13 protein-coding genes and 1 tRNA gene are annotated in these 14858 nt (G+C 50.6%); 6 read left to right on the forward strand and 8 right to left on the reverse strand.

All coding sequences use genetic code 11. The annotated features are described in order from the left end of the window. Both OFAG_RS03285 and OFAG_RS03290 read right to left on the reverse strand, forming a co-directional pair. Positions 1-208, reverse strand: a 208-nt coding sequence (locus OFAG_RS03285; protein WP_020994791.1) for a ketopantoate reductase family protein, incomplete at its 3' end; no start/stop codon positions are given. A 377-nt stretch (positions 209-585) separates the two neighbouring features. Beyond that, on the reverse strand, positions 586-2259 hold the full coding sequence (locus tag OFAG_RS03290; RefSeq protein ID WP_005877964.1) for a formate--tetrahydrofolate ligase: 1674 nt from the start codon (positions 2257-2259) through the stop codon (positions 586-588). Between the two features lie 305 nt (positions 2260-2564). Between OFAG_RS03290 and ffh the strand changes: the two genes are divergently transcribed. After that, positions 2565-3932, forward strand: coding sequence for a signal recognition particle protein (gene ffh, locus OFAG_RS03300; protein WP_005877963.1), 1368 nt, complete (start codon positions 2565-2567; stop codon positions 3930-3932). Between the two features lie 217 nt (positions 3933-4149). Then, the gene (locus tag OFAG_RS03305) at positions 4150-4500 is read left to right on the forward strand and encodes an SWIB/MDM2 domain-containing protein (protein ID WP_005877961.1); all 351 of its coding nucleotides are present in this window, start codon (positions 4150-4152) and stop codon (positions 4498-4500) included. Positions 4501-4750: 250 nt separating this feature from the next. On the opposite strand, the gene OFAG_RS03310 is transcribed toward OFAG_RS03305, so the two are convergent. Further along, the gene (locus OFAG_RS03310; protein ID WP_005877959.1) at positions 4751-6487 is read right to left on the reverse strand and encodes a proline--tRNA ligase; all 1737 of its coding nucleotides are present in this window, start codon (positions 6485-6487) and stop codon (positions 4751-4753) included. Positions 6488-6680: 193 nt separating this feature from the next. On the opposite strand from OFAG_RS03310, the gene OFAG_RS03315 reads away from it, so the two are divergent. Next, positions 6681-7298 (forward strand): RNA pyrophosphohydrolase, encoded by a 618-nt coding sequence (locus tag OFAG_RS03315; RefSeq protein ID WP_020994793.1) that lies wholly within the window; start codon positions 6681-6683, stop codon positions 7296-7298. Beyond that, positions 7279-7857 (forward strand): CNP1-like family protein, encoded by a 579-nt coding sequence (locus OFAG_RS03320; protein ID WP_020994794.1) that lies wholly within the window; start codon positions 7279-7281, stop codon positions 7855-7857. Before OFAG_RS03315 ends, OFAG_RS03320 begins: the two co-directional genes overlap by 20 nt. Before the next feature lie 3 nt (positions 7858-7860). Here OFAG_RS03320 and proB read toward each other — a convergent pair whose 3' ends face one another. The 4 genes from proB to rplU form a co-directional block, all read right to left on the reverse strand. Further along, positions 7861-8979 carry a glutamate 5-kinase gene (gene proB / locus OFAG_RS03325; protein WP_005877954.1) on the reverse strand — a complete coding sequence of 373 codons (1119 nt, stop codon included), beginning with the start codon at positions 8977-8979 and terminating at the stop codon, positions 7861-7863. A gap of 19 nt (positions 8980-8998) precedes the next feature. Next, positions 8999-10108, reverse strand: coding sequence for an Obg family GTPase CgtA (gene cgtA, locus OFAG_RS03330; RefSeq protein ID WP_005877952.1), 1110 nt, complete (start codon positions 10106-10108; stop codon positions 8999-9001). Between the two features lie 92 nt (positions 10109-10200). Then, a complete protein-coding gene (rpmA, locus tag OFAG_RS03335) occupies positions 10201-10467 on the reverse strand; it encodes a 50S ribosomal protein L27 (protein ID WP_005877951.1) in 267 nt (88 codons plus the stop codon). Positions 10468-10528: 61 nt separating this feature from the next. Beyond that, positions 10529-10840, reverse strand: a complete 312-nt coding sequence (gene rplU, locus OFAG_RS03340; protein ID WP_020994795.1) for a 50S ribosomal protein L21 — start codon at positions 10838-10840, stop codon at positions 10529-10531. A 189-nt stretch (positions 10841-11029) separates the two neighbouring features. Between rplU and murJ the strand changes: the two genes are divergently transcribed. After that, complete coding sequence (murJ, locus tag OFAG_RS03345) at positions 11030-12580, forward strand: murein biosynthesis integral membrane protein MurJ (protein ID WP_005877949.1); 1551 nt, start codon at positions 11030-11032, stop codon at positions 12578-12580. A gap of 11 nt (positions 12581-12591) precedes the next feature. Here the strand turns inward: murJ and OFAG_RS03350 are convergent, their stop codons facing one another. Next, positions 12592-14502: an ATP-binding cassette domain-containing protein gene (locus tag OFAG_RS03350; RefSeq protein ID WP_005877948.1), complete on the reverse strand. Its 1911-nt coding sequence runs from the start codon at positions 14500-14502 to the stop codon at positions 12592-12594. 135 nt (positions 14503-14637) lie between these two features. On the opposite strand from OFAG_RS03350, the gene OFAG_RS03355 reads away from it, so the two are divergent. Further along, positions 14638-14712: transfer RNA gene (locus OFAG_RS03355), tRNA-Arg, on the forward strand. Positions 14713-14858: the final 146 nt, after the last annotated feature.

A 14858-nucleotide genomic window follows, 5' to 3' on the forward strand; every position in this document is an offset into this window, starting at 1 on the left:
GTGGTCCTACTTCATCATAGTTGTTGGTGGCTTTGACGTCCCTGGCAACGTGTTCTGTCCCGTCTTCCATGATCAGCTTCATGCCGTCTTTTCTGATGGCTTCCAGGTTCGCACCCCGCACGATGAAGGTCACGTCTTCTCCGGACAACGCCAGCTTCACCCCAACGTAGCCTCCTATCGCTCCGGCTCCTATGATCGCAATTTTCATGTTCTTTCCCTTTTAAATATCGTCTACGCCTGACAGCCTTCGGATTTTCTATCGTTTATTCGTACAATGAATGCACGGCATTTCGTTTTTGCTGTCGGCTTGTTCACTAATTTTCGTTTTTTATGTATGAAAGTTCTCGTACATATGAGAAAAACCCATGCCCGTCATTCCAGAACCTTGCCGGTAAAAAAGGTACTCTACGTTATCTGATAGATAACGCATTACAGGGCGGTGTTGTCAAGGTTTAAAGCCCGCGCTTTAAACCCGCCTTCTTAATTATGAAACTTATGCAATGAATGAAATCTGCACTCGTAATGCAGAATTGCTCATTCTTCATGACGGATTTCCTGCCGCAGGAGCAGAAAATCCGCGCTAGATCAGAATAATCCGACAATACGACCATCTGCGTCAATGTCAATCATATTGGAAGAAGGCACTTTCGGCAAACCTGGCATAGTCATAACGTCGCCACACAGCATCACAATGAATTCGGCGCCCGCCGCAAGCTGGACTTCGCGAATGTTGACGGAATGACCGGACGGCGCGCCGCGTAATGCCGGGTCGGTTGCAAAGGAATACTGGGTTTTGGCAACGCAAATCGGATAATTGCCGTAGCCGTCTTCTTCCAGTTTTCTGATCTGGGCCTTGACCTTGCTGTCGGCAACAATATCCCTTGCACCATACAGTTTGGTTGCCAAGGTCGCCATTTTGTTCCAGAGCGATTCCTTTTCATCATAGACGAATTTGAAATTGCTTGGCGTCGTTTCGATAACATTGACAACAGTTTGGGCCAGCTCTTCAGCGCCCTTGCCGCCTTCACTCCAATGTTTGGAAACAACGATCGGTGCGCCACGGCTTGCCATTTTTTCTTTCAGCAATTGTATTTCCGCATCCGTGTCAAGGGTAAAATGATTGATACAGATAACGCATGGCAGACCGTAGTGATTGCGGATATTGTTTACGTGGCGTTCAAGATGTGCAATACCTTTTTCGAGGGCAGCCAGATTTTCCTTGCCCAGATCCGGCAAATTGACGCCACCGTGGTACTTGAGCGCACGAATGGTTACGACAATGACGGCGCAGTCAGGGCGCAATCCGGATTTCCGGCAAACGATATCGACAAATTTTTCCGCCCCCAAATCGGCGCCGAATCCGCTTTCGGTCACGACATAATCGGCCAGTTTCAAGGCTGATTTCGTCGCGATGACGGAATTGCTGCCGGTAGCGATGTTGGCAAACGGGCCGCCGTGGATCAGGGCGAGATTGTTTTCAAGTGTCTGAACCATGTTCGGTTTGATGGCGTCTTTGAGCAAGGCGGCCATCGCACCGTGAGCTTTCAGGTCGCTGGCGAGAACCGGTTTGAGGTCGCGGGTATAGGCAACAACGATTTTGCCGAGCCGTTCTTTCAGATCCTGCAGGCTGGTAGCCAGACAGAAAATGGCCATGACTTCCGATGCAACAGCGATGTTGAATCCGTCAGCACGGGGAAAACCGTTTGCCGGCCCACCCAGACCGACTGTAATGTTGCGCAGGGAGCGGTCATTCATGTCCACCACCCGTTTCCAGATGACACGACGAGCGTCGATGCCAAGTTCATTTCCGTGATGGATATGATTGTCGATCAGGGCCGACAGCAGATTGTTGGCCAGCGCGACAGCACTGATATCGCCGGTGAAATGCAGATTAATGTCTTCCATCGGGATGACTTGCGAGTAGCCGCCGCCTGCTGCGCCGCCTTTCATGCCGAAAACAGGTCCCATGGACGGCTCACGCAGGCAGATGATCGCTTTTTTGCCGATCCGGTTCAAAGCGTCGCCCAGGCCGATAGTGGTCGTGGTTTTTCCTTCTCCTGCGGGAGTCGGGTTGATGGCGGTTACCATAATCAGCTTGCCATCGGGTTTATCCTTCAGAGTATCCAGAAAATCCAGAGAAATCTTGGCTTTGTAATGGCCGTAAGGTTCCAGGTATTCTTCCTCAATGTCATAGCGTTGCGCAACTTGGCTGATGCGAAGCATTTTCGCACTTTGAGCAATTGCAATATCTGATGTCATATTTGGGTCTCGCTTTCTCTGCAGGAAAAAAGGTTGCACTAATTCAAAGTTAAAGGCCATTGTAGAATATACAAAGTACGGTTCGCAACTATAAATAGCCTAAAGGAACGGATATTCCCCGTTATTGATTTCAAATCTTTGGGAAATGAAGGGCAAATTCTTTTGCAAAGTGAGGATGGCATCATTTTTGCTGCCTGTTCTTCCGTCTTCGCAAGCCTGAAGACGGCTATGCAGCCCGGTGAAAAATACGATTACAATAAAGGCCGGTCAACAATTTCATCAAAACTGTTTTTTACTGAAAACTTATGCTCGATAATCTGACTCAACGTTTGGCTAAGGTCGTCAAAACGATTCGCGGAGAGGCCCGTTTAACAGAGGCCAATACGGCAGAAATGCTTCGCGAAGTCCGGCTGGCATTGCTGGAAGCCGATGTCGCTTTACCTGTTGTCAAGAACTTTATCGGAAAAGTCCGCGAAAAAGCTTTGGGAAAAGAAGTGATGGATTCCCTGTCACCGGGTCAGGCGCTCGTTGGTGTGGTTCAGCAGGAACTGGCCAATATAATGGGAGCGGATCTGGGAGAGAAATCGTCCCGGCTGAATTTTGCCACTCAACCTCCTGCGGTTATTCTGATGGCTGGTTTGCAGGGGGTCGGAAAAACCACGACGGTAGGGAAACTGGCCAGATATTTGCGACAGGAAAAGAAAAAGAAAGTATTAACGGTTTCAACCGACGTTTACCGGCCTGCGGCGATTAAACAGCTTGAGACGGTTTCAGGCCAAAGCGGAGCGGATTTCTTTCAACCGGACATTTCCGAACAGCCAGTTGCCATTGCCAGAGCCGCCTTGGATCATGCCAGGCGGCATTTTTACGATGTTTTGATTGTCGATACGGCTGGACGGTTGGGTATTGACGAGCAAATGATGCAGGAGATATCGGGATTGCATCAGGCGCTTTCCCCGATTGAAACGCTCTTTGTCGTGGATGCGATGTTGGGGCAGGATGCCATCAACGTTGCCCGAAGTTTCAACGAAGCCTTGCCCTTGACAGGCATTGTCCTGACCAAGCTTGACGGCGACGCACGCGGGGGGGCTGCCCTGTCGGTCCGTCATATTACCGGAAAGCCGGTCAAATTCGTTGGCGTTTCCGAAAAGCTGGATGGCCTTGAAGAGTTTGACCCCGTCCGGATGGCGAACCGGATACTGGGAATGGGCGATATTCTTGCTCTGGTAGAAGAAGCCCGGAAAAATGTCGATCTGAAAGCCGCTCAGGAGCTTGAAAAAAAACTGAAAGTCGGAGGGCGCTTCGATTTGAACGATTTTCAGGCGCAACTGGAACAAATGAAAAACATGGGCGGTCTTTCCAGTATGATGGATAAAATGCCTGCGCAGTTCCGGCAGGCTGCGCAGAGTACCAATTTCGATCAGGCCAATAAACAGGTGGGCCGTATGGCCGGGATCATTAATTCCATGACTCCTCAGGAACGGGCAAAACCGGAATTGATCAAGGCTTCGAGAAAACGTCGAATTGCGGCAGGCGCTGGCGTTCAGGTTCAGGAAGTCAACCGGTTGCTTTCCCAGTTTGAACAAATGCAGTCGATGATGAAGAAAATGAAAAACGGCGGCATGATGAAGCTGATGCGTGGCTTGAAGGGCATGATGCCGGGCATGCGATAAAAATCGGAAAAAACGCCTTTCAAAATCAACAGATTGGCGTTTAGATGAATGATTTGTTTGGCTTTCAGCCTGTGGTTGCCTAATTGAGAAGCACATTAGCCACACTTTGGGCAATGAAGGGAAAAAATACTTGCGTTTTGCAAGATTTCACACCTATATTTGATCTTGCAGTAAGTGACATAAATTCCCTTTCGTACTTTGTATATGAGGCATCGTTATGGCAACAAAAAAACCTGCAACAAAATCGACAAAAACACCCGCTGTAAAAAAGGCTGAGCCGGCTAAAAAAACGCCTGCGAAGGCCGAGCCGGCAAAACGCACCCCCAATGCTGCATTTATGAAGCCGGTTACACCAAGCGCTGTGCTGGCTGCCGTTATCGGTGCAACGCCTGTGCCGCGCACTGAAGTGACAAAAAAAATATGGGATTACATAAAACAGAACAATCTGCAGGATAAAGACAATCGGCGCATGATCAATGCCGATGGGAAACTGCAGCCTGTTTTTGGGGGTAAAAAACAGGTATCCATGTTTGAAATGACCAAATTGGTTTCCGCGCAGCTCAAATGAAGTAAAGCCGTTTCCGGGAAACCGTCGTTTTTCGCTACTGGCGCGATCGGTCGGGTAAGATATTGCCATACGAAAGAACGGATTTTTCACAGCGCTAGCCCGGGATGGAGCGGAATAGACGGTTTCCATAAAAAACGCCAGAAAAGATCTGGCGTTTTTCAGGCTACTGACCGCGTATTAAGGACGAAAAAAGAAGGTCAGAACAAAAATGAAATGTTTTTTTGTTCTGTGCATAAAGCGATTTCTGGTATTATTCACTGGCCAGTTTGTCTTTGATAAAGTTGGCCATATCGTCGATGGCAACGGCAGTCGCTTCTTTGTCGCGCCTTCCCTGATATTCCAGTTTGCCTTCTTTCAGACCGCGTTCTCCGATAACAATACGATGAGGGATACCGATCAGTTCCCAATCCGAGAACATGACGCCCGGTCGTTCTCCACGGTCGTCCATAAGGACATCGAGACCCGCGTTTTTCAATGTGCCATAAAGTTTGTCGGCCGTATTCCTGACCATTTCGCTACGATCATATCCCAAAGGGCAAAGCACGACTTCAAATGGCGCGATCGACACCGGCCAAATAATACCCCGTTCATCATTGTTTTGTTCGATGGCAGCGCCCATAATCCGGGTGACGCCGATACCGTAGCAGCCCATTTGCATCAGCTGCGGCTTGCCGTTTTCGTCCAGATAAGTGGCATGCATATCCTCTGAATAACGGGTACCAAGCTGGAAAACATGTCCGACTTCAATACCACGCTGGATTGCCAGAGTGCCTTTCCCGTCTGGCGACGGATCGCCCTCGACGACGTTGCGGAAGTCGGCAACAGTGGAGGGGAGCGGAACATCCCTTTCCCAGTTGACGCCGGTATAATGCATGTCCTTTTCATTGGCGCCGCAAATGAAGTCGCTCATAACCGTGACGGCATGATCGGCATAAAGCGCAATATCGGTACGCTCCGACAACCCGACAGGGCCCAGGTAACCGGATGGGCAACCCAGGTAATGCACGATTTCGCTTTCGCTTGCAAAACGGAATTCCCCGATATTTTTTTGCGTTTTGATTTCGTTGAGCTCATGATCGCCCCGCATCAGAATAATGGCGAAATGACCGGCTTCTTCTTCCGGAATGTCCGTCCGGATGGCCGCAATCACTTTAAGCGACTGGGAAAGCGGCTGATTCAGGAAAGTCGTGACATCTTCACAGGCTTTTTGACCCGGTGTCGGCACTTTCTGCAGGGTTTTCGACGGAGCGGCGCGTTGTGCAGTCGGAGGCAGTGCGACAGCCGCTTCCATATTGGCGGCATAATCGGAGTCACGCGAGTAAACGAGCGCATCTTCGCCGGTGTCGGCAATGACATGAAACTCATGCGACCCCGAGCCCCCGATAGCGCCATTGTCGGCGGCAACCGGCCGGAATTTCAATCCGAAACGGGTAAAGATTTTGATATAGGCATCGAACATGACCTGATAGGACTTTTTCAATCCCGCCACATCACGATCGAACGAATAAGCGTCTTTCATGGTGAATTCGCGGCCTCGCATCAAACCGAAGCGGGGCCGTCTTTCGTCGCGGAATTTTGTCTGGATATGGTAAAAGTTGATCGGTAACTGCCGGTAAGACTTGATAACATTCCTTGCGATATCGGTGATCACTTCTTCCGATGTCGGCTGAATAATGAAATCGCGATCATGTCTGTCCTTGACGCGCAAAAGCTCCGGACCGTATTTTTGCCACCGGCCGGTTTCCTGCCACAGTTCGGCTGGCTGTACGAGTGGCATCAACAGTTCAACAGCGCCAGCCCTGTTCATTTCCTCGCGAATGATGTTCTCGATTTTATGAATAACGCGAAGCCCCATTGGCATATAGGCATAAATGCCGGAACCCAGACGCCGGATCATCCCGGCCCTGACCATGAGTTTGTGGCTGATGATTTCAGCGTCGGCTGGCGCTTCTTTCAGCGTTGAAATAAAAAATTGTGATGCACGCATGACAGTGAATTCTTTTATTAACATAACAGGGTTATAATCTATATGATTCTAAAGGATTAGCTGGCGGATGCGTTCACAGTTTGTCTAATCGATGGAAATAGAGGTTTGTTTGTTGTAACTAGCGTAAATTTTTGCCCTGTAAAATCGTACGAGACTGTGAGAATGGCATTTTGCAAAGACATTGAGGTGAAAAATGTTGGACCGTGAAGGTTACCGCCCCAACGTCGGCATTATTCTGTTAAATACCAATAATGAAGTCTGGTGGGGCAAGCGGGTGCGCGAGCAGTCCTGGCAATTCCCGCAAGGCGGCATAAAATATGGCGAAACGCCAGAGCAGGCCATGTATCGTGAGTTGCAGGAAGAGACGGGCTTGCGTCAGGAACATGTCAAGGTCGTTGGGCGGACGCGAAACTGGTTGCGCTATGAAGTTCCTCCCCATTTTATCCGGCGCGAGATAAGAGGACATTACCGTGGACAGAAGCAAATATGGTTTCTTCTGCGTATGTTGGGGCGCGATACCGATATCAACCTGAAGCTGACCAATACACCTGAGTTCGATGCGTGGCGCTGGCACCAGTATTGGGTGCCGCTTGATGTCGTTATCGAATTCAAACGGGATGTCTATCTGAAAGCGCTTCAGGAATTGTCGCGTTTCCTGAATCCTACTCCAAAGCCGGACAATCAGCAGTATTTCAAGCTTTATGCCGGTAATCTTTCCAGGGGAACTGGCCGGGAAAGGACTTCGGGTCCGCCCAGAAAGCGGGAAGATACTGAATCGGGTGCCAATTCGAATGCAAAAAACATTTCTTGATTACCTTCGCAAAAAGGCCAGGCTTCTGGCTTTGGCGATGTTATTGGCCATCGGTTTTCATGCGTCGGCTGAGATCATTTTCGGAGAATACGGTAGCGACGATGAGGATGAACCCCCCAAAGAAGTCAAGGTTATGCCGCTCGTATTGCCCGAATTTCCCAGGGAAGAGAATCTTTTGCCGTTTGGAGGTGGCCCAACGGAAACGCAGGATTTTTTCATCGACTCCACCTCTTTGTCTGTCGGCGAGGATGAAATACGTTATACCCTGGTGACCAAAAGCAGGGCTGGTGCGATAAATGTCAGTTATGAGGGTATTCATTGCGATACCATGGAATACCGAAGGTATGCATACGGACACAAGGACAGTAAATGGGCCATGTCGAAAAGCGAAGCCTGGCGGAAAATCAACTTTCATGCCGCAAACCGCCCCCGTGCCCTGTTGGCGCAGGAATATTTCTGTGACCTGACGTCAATTGCAGGTTCCAAAGAAGATATGATTTTCCGGATTCGTTACAACCGTTCGGTTGAAAAAAGAAGGTACACCGGAAGTTCTTTCTGACATTCAGAGCACGATCATGTTATCCCGGTGAATCAGTTCGGGTGTACCGTCATAGCCCAGAATATTGATGAAATCCGAGGACTTGTGTCTTGAAATGAGATTGGCTTCCACGCTGGAATAATTCGTCAGTCCCCGCGCGATTTCCTTTCCGGATTCATCCAGACAGGAAATGATTTCGCCTCTCCCGAATTCACCGGTAATGCGGATGACGCCAATCGGCAGTAAGGATTTGCCTTCTTTCGAAACTTTCTGGACAGCCCCGGCATCGAGAATTGCGTTCCCGGCCGTTTGCAGGTGATCCGCCATCCATTGTTTCCGGGCCTGCAAATGACTGTCGGGGGCAGACAATTGCGTTCCGATCATTTCGCCGTCCGCAAGACGCAGGAGAACATTATCTTCCCGACCCCATGCGATGACGGTATGAGCGCCGGAACTGGCGGCGCGTTTCGCCGCCAGTACTTTGGTCAACATGCCTCCGCGTCCGATTCCTGTTCCCGCACCGCCAGCCATATCTTCCAGAACAGGGTCTCCCGCGTGAGCTTCTTTAACCAGGATGGCTTTCGGGTCTTTGCGGGGATCGGCAGTAAACAGTCCTTTCTGATCGGTCAGAATGATCAGGGCATCCGCCTCGATCAGATTGGCTACGAGCGCGCCGAGCGTATCGTTGTCGCCGAATTTGATTTCGTCGGTAACGACGGTATCGTTTTCATTGATGATCGGAATGACGCCGAAACGCAAGAGCGTGAAAAGGGTGGAACGGGCGTTCAGATAACGTTCACGGTCGGCCAGATCGGCATGTGTCAGCAGTACCTGCGCCGTGTGCAGGCCATGCGTTTCGAAACTGGTCTGGTAAATTTGCACGAGTCCCATCTGTCCGACTGCGGCACAGGCTTGCAGTTCATGAATATCGACAGGGCGTTTTTTGAATCCCAGTTGCAACATGCCTTCGGCAATGGCGCCGGAACTGACCAGGACGACTTCCTTTCCATGCAGGCGAAGCCGGGCAATCTGTTCAGACCACTTTGCAATGGCCATATGGTCGAGGCCGTGTCCATCGTTGGTAACCAGGGAAGAGCCGACTTTGACAATGAGCCGTTTTGCGTTTTGTATGACCGAATTCATGAATGCCAGAGAACAAACCTTATTCAAGGGATTTAAAACGGGGATCGTTTGAATCGATGGAATCGATATTGCGGGCTTCTTCAACTATGCCGGTTTTGCCAGCCTGTTCTTCCTGGCGCTGTAGTTGTTCGAAATAACGATAAATGGCTTCCATCAATTCTGCACAGCCAGCTTTAGTATAGGCCGAAATTTCGAAAACAGGGCCTTTCCAACCCAAACGCAAAACCAGATCGCGCACTTTTTCATTTCGCTCCTCTCCGGAAATCAGGTCGAGTTTGTTCACAACAAGCCAGCGCGGTTTTTTGGCCAGTTCCGGATCGTATTTTTCCAGTTCGGCAATCAGCGCCCTGGCTCCGGAAACCGGATCGGCTGTTTCATCGAAAGGGGCAAGGTCGATCAGGTGCAGCAAAAGGCGCGTACGTTGCAAATGACGCAAGAACTGATGACCAAGACCGGCTCCTTCAGCGGCGCCTTCAATCAGTCCGGGGATGTCGGCGATCACAAAACTCTTTTCATGTCCGATGCGGACAACGCCCAGATTGGGCTGTAAAGTCGTAAACGGGTAATCGGCAATTTTGGGACGGGCGTTCGAGACAGCCGAGATCAGGGTGGATTTGCCGGCATTCGGCATCCCGAGCAGTCCCACATCGGCCAATACTTTCAATTCAAGCTGGAGTTCGAGACGCTCACCCGGTTTGCCGTCTGTTTTCTGTCGCGGGGCGCGGTTTGTCGAACTTTTGAAATGGATGTTTCCCCAGCCGCCTTCGCCGCCTTTCGCGAGCAACTGTCTTTGCCCGTTTTCGACAAGATCGGCGATAACAGCGCCTGTATTGCGATCGGTGATAATGGTGCCGACCGGCATCCGCAACACGATATCTTCCGCTCCCTTGCCATAGCAATCCGACCCCCGGCCGTTTTCGCCGTTTTTGGCGCGGTACATTTTTGTATAATGGAAATCGATCAGCGTGTTGACATTGTTGTCGGCAATGGCCCATATGCTGCCGCCCTTGCCGCCGTCGCCACCGTCTGGCCCGCCAAAAGGCTTGAATTTTTCGCGATTGAACGAAGCAACCCCATTGCCTCCGTTTCCGGCGATCACTTCGATTTTTGCTTCGTCAATAAATTTCATCAAACAATCCCGTCAATACGAAAAGGCTCTGCCAACGGCAGAGCCCTCTCCTGATTTGAAAAGGCTCGCTTAACAAGCCCGTCTGCAAAGGGTTATGCGGCAGCTGCCGGAACAACCGTTGCAAAATGTTTTTTCGCTTCGCCCCTGACGACGAATTTGACGGTACCGTCTATCAGTGCGAACAAAGTGTGATCTTTTCCCATGCCGACATTTTCGCCGGGATGGATCGTAGTGCCACGCTGACGCATGATGATACCGCCAGCGTTGATCGTTTGTCCGCCATAAACTTTAACGCCCAGTCGTTTCGATTCGGATTCGCGACCGTTACGGGTGGTACCGCCGCCTTTTTTGTGTGCCATTTTAATACTCCAGAATGAATTGCTTTATGACCGATTCGAGATGAATCGCATCAGCCGGTGCTTAAGCGTTGATCGCAACGATTTGCAGTTCGGTATAATTTTGACGATGACCCTGACGTTTCTGATAATGTTTACGTCTGCGCATCTTGAAAATCTTGACTTTTTTGTGACGACCCTGCGCTACTACCGTTGCCTGAACCTGAGCACCATCGACCAGTGGGGTACCGAAGCGAATGGATTCGCCTTCGCCAACTGCCAGAACTTGATCGAGAGTGATTTCGGATCCAATGTCAGCCGGTATCTGTTCTACTTTATATTTTTTACCTGCGACAACTTTATATTGCTTGCCGCCGGTTTTTATGACCGCGTACATGGAAACTCCATCAATAAAATGTAAGTTGATAAAACCTGAAAGATCAGGGTAAAACCGGGAAAACGTCAAATTATATAATGGCTTGCCGGATTCGTCAAAGCGCTTTGACGTTTTTTGCCGGACAGGCCGTCCTCGAAAATAAATGACAGTCCCTGTAACACGCAAGGATGGGCGCTATAATGCCGCAACATGAATTTGCTTAAAACACTCGTTACGATTTCCGGCATGACCATGCTGTCGCGCATTACAGGCCTAGTGCGCGAGCTGTTGATTGCCCGGGCTTTTGGCGCATCCGGTTTTACCGATGCGTTTTTTGTCGCATTCCGCATACCCAATCTGTTGAGAAGACTGTTTGCCGAAGGCGCTTTTTCGCAAGCGTTCGTTCCTATTCTGGCAGAGTACGTCAACAAGAAAGGGGCTGATCCGGCCAAAGAACTGATCGACAAGGTTGCCACGGCCCTGATGTGGACGCTGGTTCTGATCTGCGTTGCAGGAATTTTTGCGGCGCCGGGTGTCGTTTATCTGGTGGCGACCGGGCTGGACGGTAATGCGGAAGTATTCGAACTGTCCGTGCTGATGACGCGGATTATGTTCCCCTACATCCTTTTCATGTCGCTGGTCGCATTGGCAGGCGGCATTCTCAACACCTGGCGTGAATTCCGGATCCCGGCGTTCACGCCGGTTTTGCTGAATGTCTCCTTTATCATTGCTTCGCTTTTTGTCGCCCCGCATCTTGAGCAGCCTGTTCTGGCGCTTGCATTTGCCGTGTTTGCCGGCGGTCTTTTGCAACTGGCGATCCAGATTCCCGCATTGGTCAGGATCGGCATGATGCCGCGTGTCTTTCTCAATATAATCGGCGTTTTCCAAAATCCCGGAGTGAGGCGTGTCATCCGGCAGATGGTTCCGGCCACGTTCGCCGTTTCAGTGGCCCAGATCAGTTTGATGATCAATACCAATATCGCTTCCCGTCTGGTGCATGGCAGCGTTTCCTGGATTTCCTATGCCGATCGTCTGATGGAATTTCCCAATGCCTTGCTGGGGGTGGCGTTGGGGACGATTCTGTTGCCCAGCTTGTCGAAAGCGCACGCGAACAATGATGAAAAAGAATATTCATCGCTTCTGGATTGGGGGCTGCGTTTGACTTTCCTGCTCGCCCTGCCGGCATCCGTCATGTTGATGACCCTGCCGGTTCCTTTCACGGCTACCCTGTTTCATTATGGCAAATTCAGCTCGCAAGATGTTTTCATGACGTCGAATGCCCTGATAGCATATGGTATCGGGTTGATCGGGCTTATCGTTGTCCGCATTCTCGCTCCGGGTTTCTATGCAAAACAGGATATCAAAACACCCGTCAAAATCGCTGTCGGCGTTCTGGTGGTCACCCAGCTGATGAATCTGATATTTGTTCCGCTGTATGCGCATGCCGGACTAGCGCTCTCTATCGGGATCGGCGCTTGCTTTAATGCCGCCATTCTGTTTTTTATGTTGCGTCGCCGGGGTATTTACCGGCCTCAAAGCGGCTGGAGAATTTTCTTTTTCAAAGTCGGCATCGCATTGATCCTTCTGGCCGGTGTTTCCGTCTGGGTAGCGGGTTACTTTGACTGGATTGCCTTGCAGGCGCATCCTTTTTTAAGAGCAGGAGCACTGGCGCTTGTCATGTCGGTTTGCGGCGTCGTCTATTTCGGCGCGCTGTTTGCGATGGGGTTCCGTCTGAAAAATTTCCGTCGCATAGCGTCTTAAACTCCGTTTTTTTATTCTTTCGTTTTCGATTCCAGTTCGTCCCAGCGGGCAATACAGTTCATCAGTTCTTCTTCGATTTCGGCAAAACGCTGGTTGAGGCGAATGCCTTCGGAAGGATCGCCCTGGTAAAGTTGGGGGTCGTTCAGCCGTGAAGCGATTTGCGCCTGTTCGTTTTCCAATACAGCGATTCTGGAAGGAAGTCCATCCAGTTCCCGTTGATCCTTGTAACTCAGTTTTTTGCGTCTGGTCGCATTGGCGCTTTCTTTTTTTGCTGGCGAGACGGCAGTTTCCCTCTCCGGTTTTTTGGCGGTGTGTTTTTCGGAAGGAGCAGGACGCATGCGTTCCCAGTCACTGTAACCGCCTACGTATTCACGCCATATACCGTTTCCTTCGGCAGCGATGACCTGTGTGACGACATTGTCGAGGAAAGCGCGGTCATGGCTGACCAGAAAAACGGTGCCATCGTATTCCTGCAAGAGCTCTTCAAGCAGTTCCAGAGTGTCAATGTCCAGATCATTTGTAGGTTCGTCCAGAACCAGGACATTGGCGGGGCGGGCAAAAAGACGGGCAAGAAGAAGACGGTTTCGCTCGCCGCCCGATAAGGATTTGACGGGAGAACGCGCCCGTTCGGGCGTGAACAGGAAGTCAGAGAGATAACTCATGACGTGTTTTTTCTGGCCGCCGATCTCGACCCATTCACTACCTGGCGAAATAGTATCAATGAGGCTGGCCTCGTCATCCAGTTGGGCGCGCATCTGGTCGAAATAGGCAACCTGCAATTTCGTTCCCAGCCGGATAGTGCCTGCGTCGGGAGAAAGTTCACCCAAAATGAGTTTCAGCAATGTGGTTTTTCCAACGCCATTGGGTCCGATCAGGCCGATTTTGTCGCCACGCAGAATGGTTTCTGAAAACGATTTGACGATGGTTTTTTCGCCGAAAGATTTGGAAATGCCTGTCAATTCGGCGACCAGCTTTCCCGAGCGTTCACCGGACGACACATCCATGCGAACCTGTCCCTGACGTTCTCTTCTGGACGCGCGGGTGGCTCGCAAGGCTTCCAGCCTTCGTACCCTGCCTTCATTGCGGGTTCGCCGCGCTTCGATTCCCTTGCGTATCCAGACTTCTTCCTGTGCCAGAAATTTGTCGAATTTGGCATTTTCGACGGCTTCATTTGCCAACAGTTCGTTTTTGGCGGTTTTATAAGCGCTGAAGTTGCCAGGGAAAGAAAGCAGCTTGCCACGATCCAGTTCAACAATGCGGGTGGCGATGTGATCAAGGAACCGGCGGTCGTGGGTAATGAAAACCAGGCTGCCGTGAAACTCTTTCAACAGGCTTTCCAGCCAGAGTATGGATTCGAAATCCAGGTGATTTGTCGGTTCATCCAGCATCAGTACGTCCGGGATTCCGACTAGTCCATGGGCCAGGGCGACTCTTTTGTGGAGACCGCCTGAAAGCGTTCCGATCCGGTCGGCGCCGTCAAGCGAGAGACGGTCGAGAATGGTCTCGACGCGATTGTTCAGATTCCACGCATCGGTTGCATCCAGTTGCACCTGAAGCTCATGAAGCTGTTCAAGGGTGCCGGCGTCGTTGTGTTTTTCGAGCGCGGATGTCAAAGCCTCGTATTCGTCAAGCAGGGCCTGTATCGTGTTTAAGCCGGAAGCGACGGTTTCATAGACGGTCTGGCCGGCAGGAAAAACGGGTTCTTGTTCGACGTAGGCAATTTTCAGTTTTTGCTGGACTGTCAGACGTCCGTCGTCCAGCCGCATTTTGCCGGCGAGGATTTGTAATAAAGAGGATTTGCCCGTTCCATTGCGACCAATCAATCCGACTTTTTCGCCTGCCTCCAGTGAAAATTCAGCGTGGTCAAGCATGGGAAAATGGCCAAAAGCAAGTTGTGCGTTGGAAAGCGTGATAATTGCCATAGTGAATTAAATCGCCACAGTTTGAAAACAGGAAAACATCATTGTACCGGCAAGCAGGGCAATATAGAGGTTTGCCCCTCGTACAGATTCGCCTCATGCGGTACAATGGCGTCGCCTGAAAAAATATCGGGAAGTCTCGCCGTAGCACAATGGATAGTGCACATGCCTCCTAAGCGTGGGATACAGGTTCGATCCCTGTCGGCGGGACCAGCAACGATCTAAACAATTCCAGCCTCTAAAAATCCCCGCGAAAACACTAACGGAAAACTTTCTGGCGCAAAGCGATGCGAGGCAGTGTGGCCAGACATGACAATTCGGGACGCAAGTTTGAATGTAATTTGCTGCGATTGGCTTTT

The sequence above is a fragment of the Oxalobacter paraformigenes genome, from assembly GCF_000158475.2.
GTDB lineage: Bacteria > Pseudomonadota > Gammaproteobacteria > Burkholderiales > Burkholderiaceae_D > Oxalobacter > Oxalobacter paraformigenes.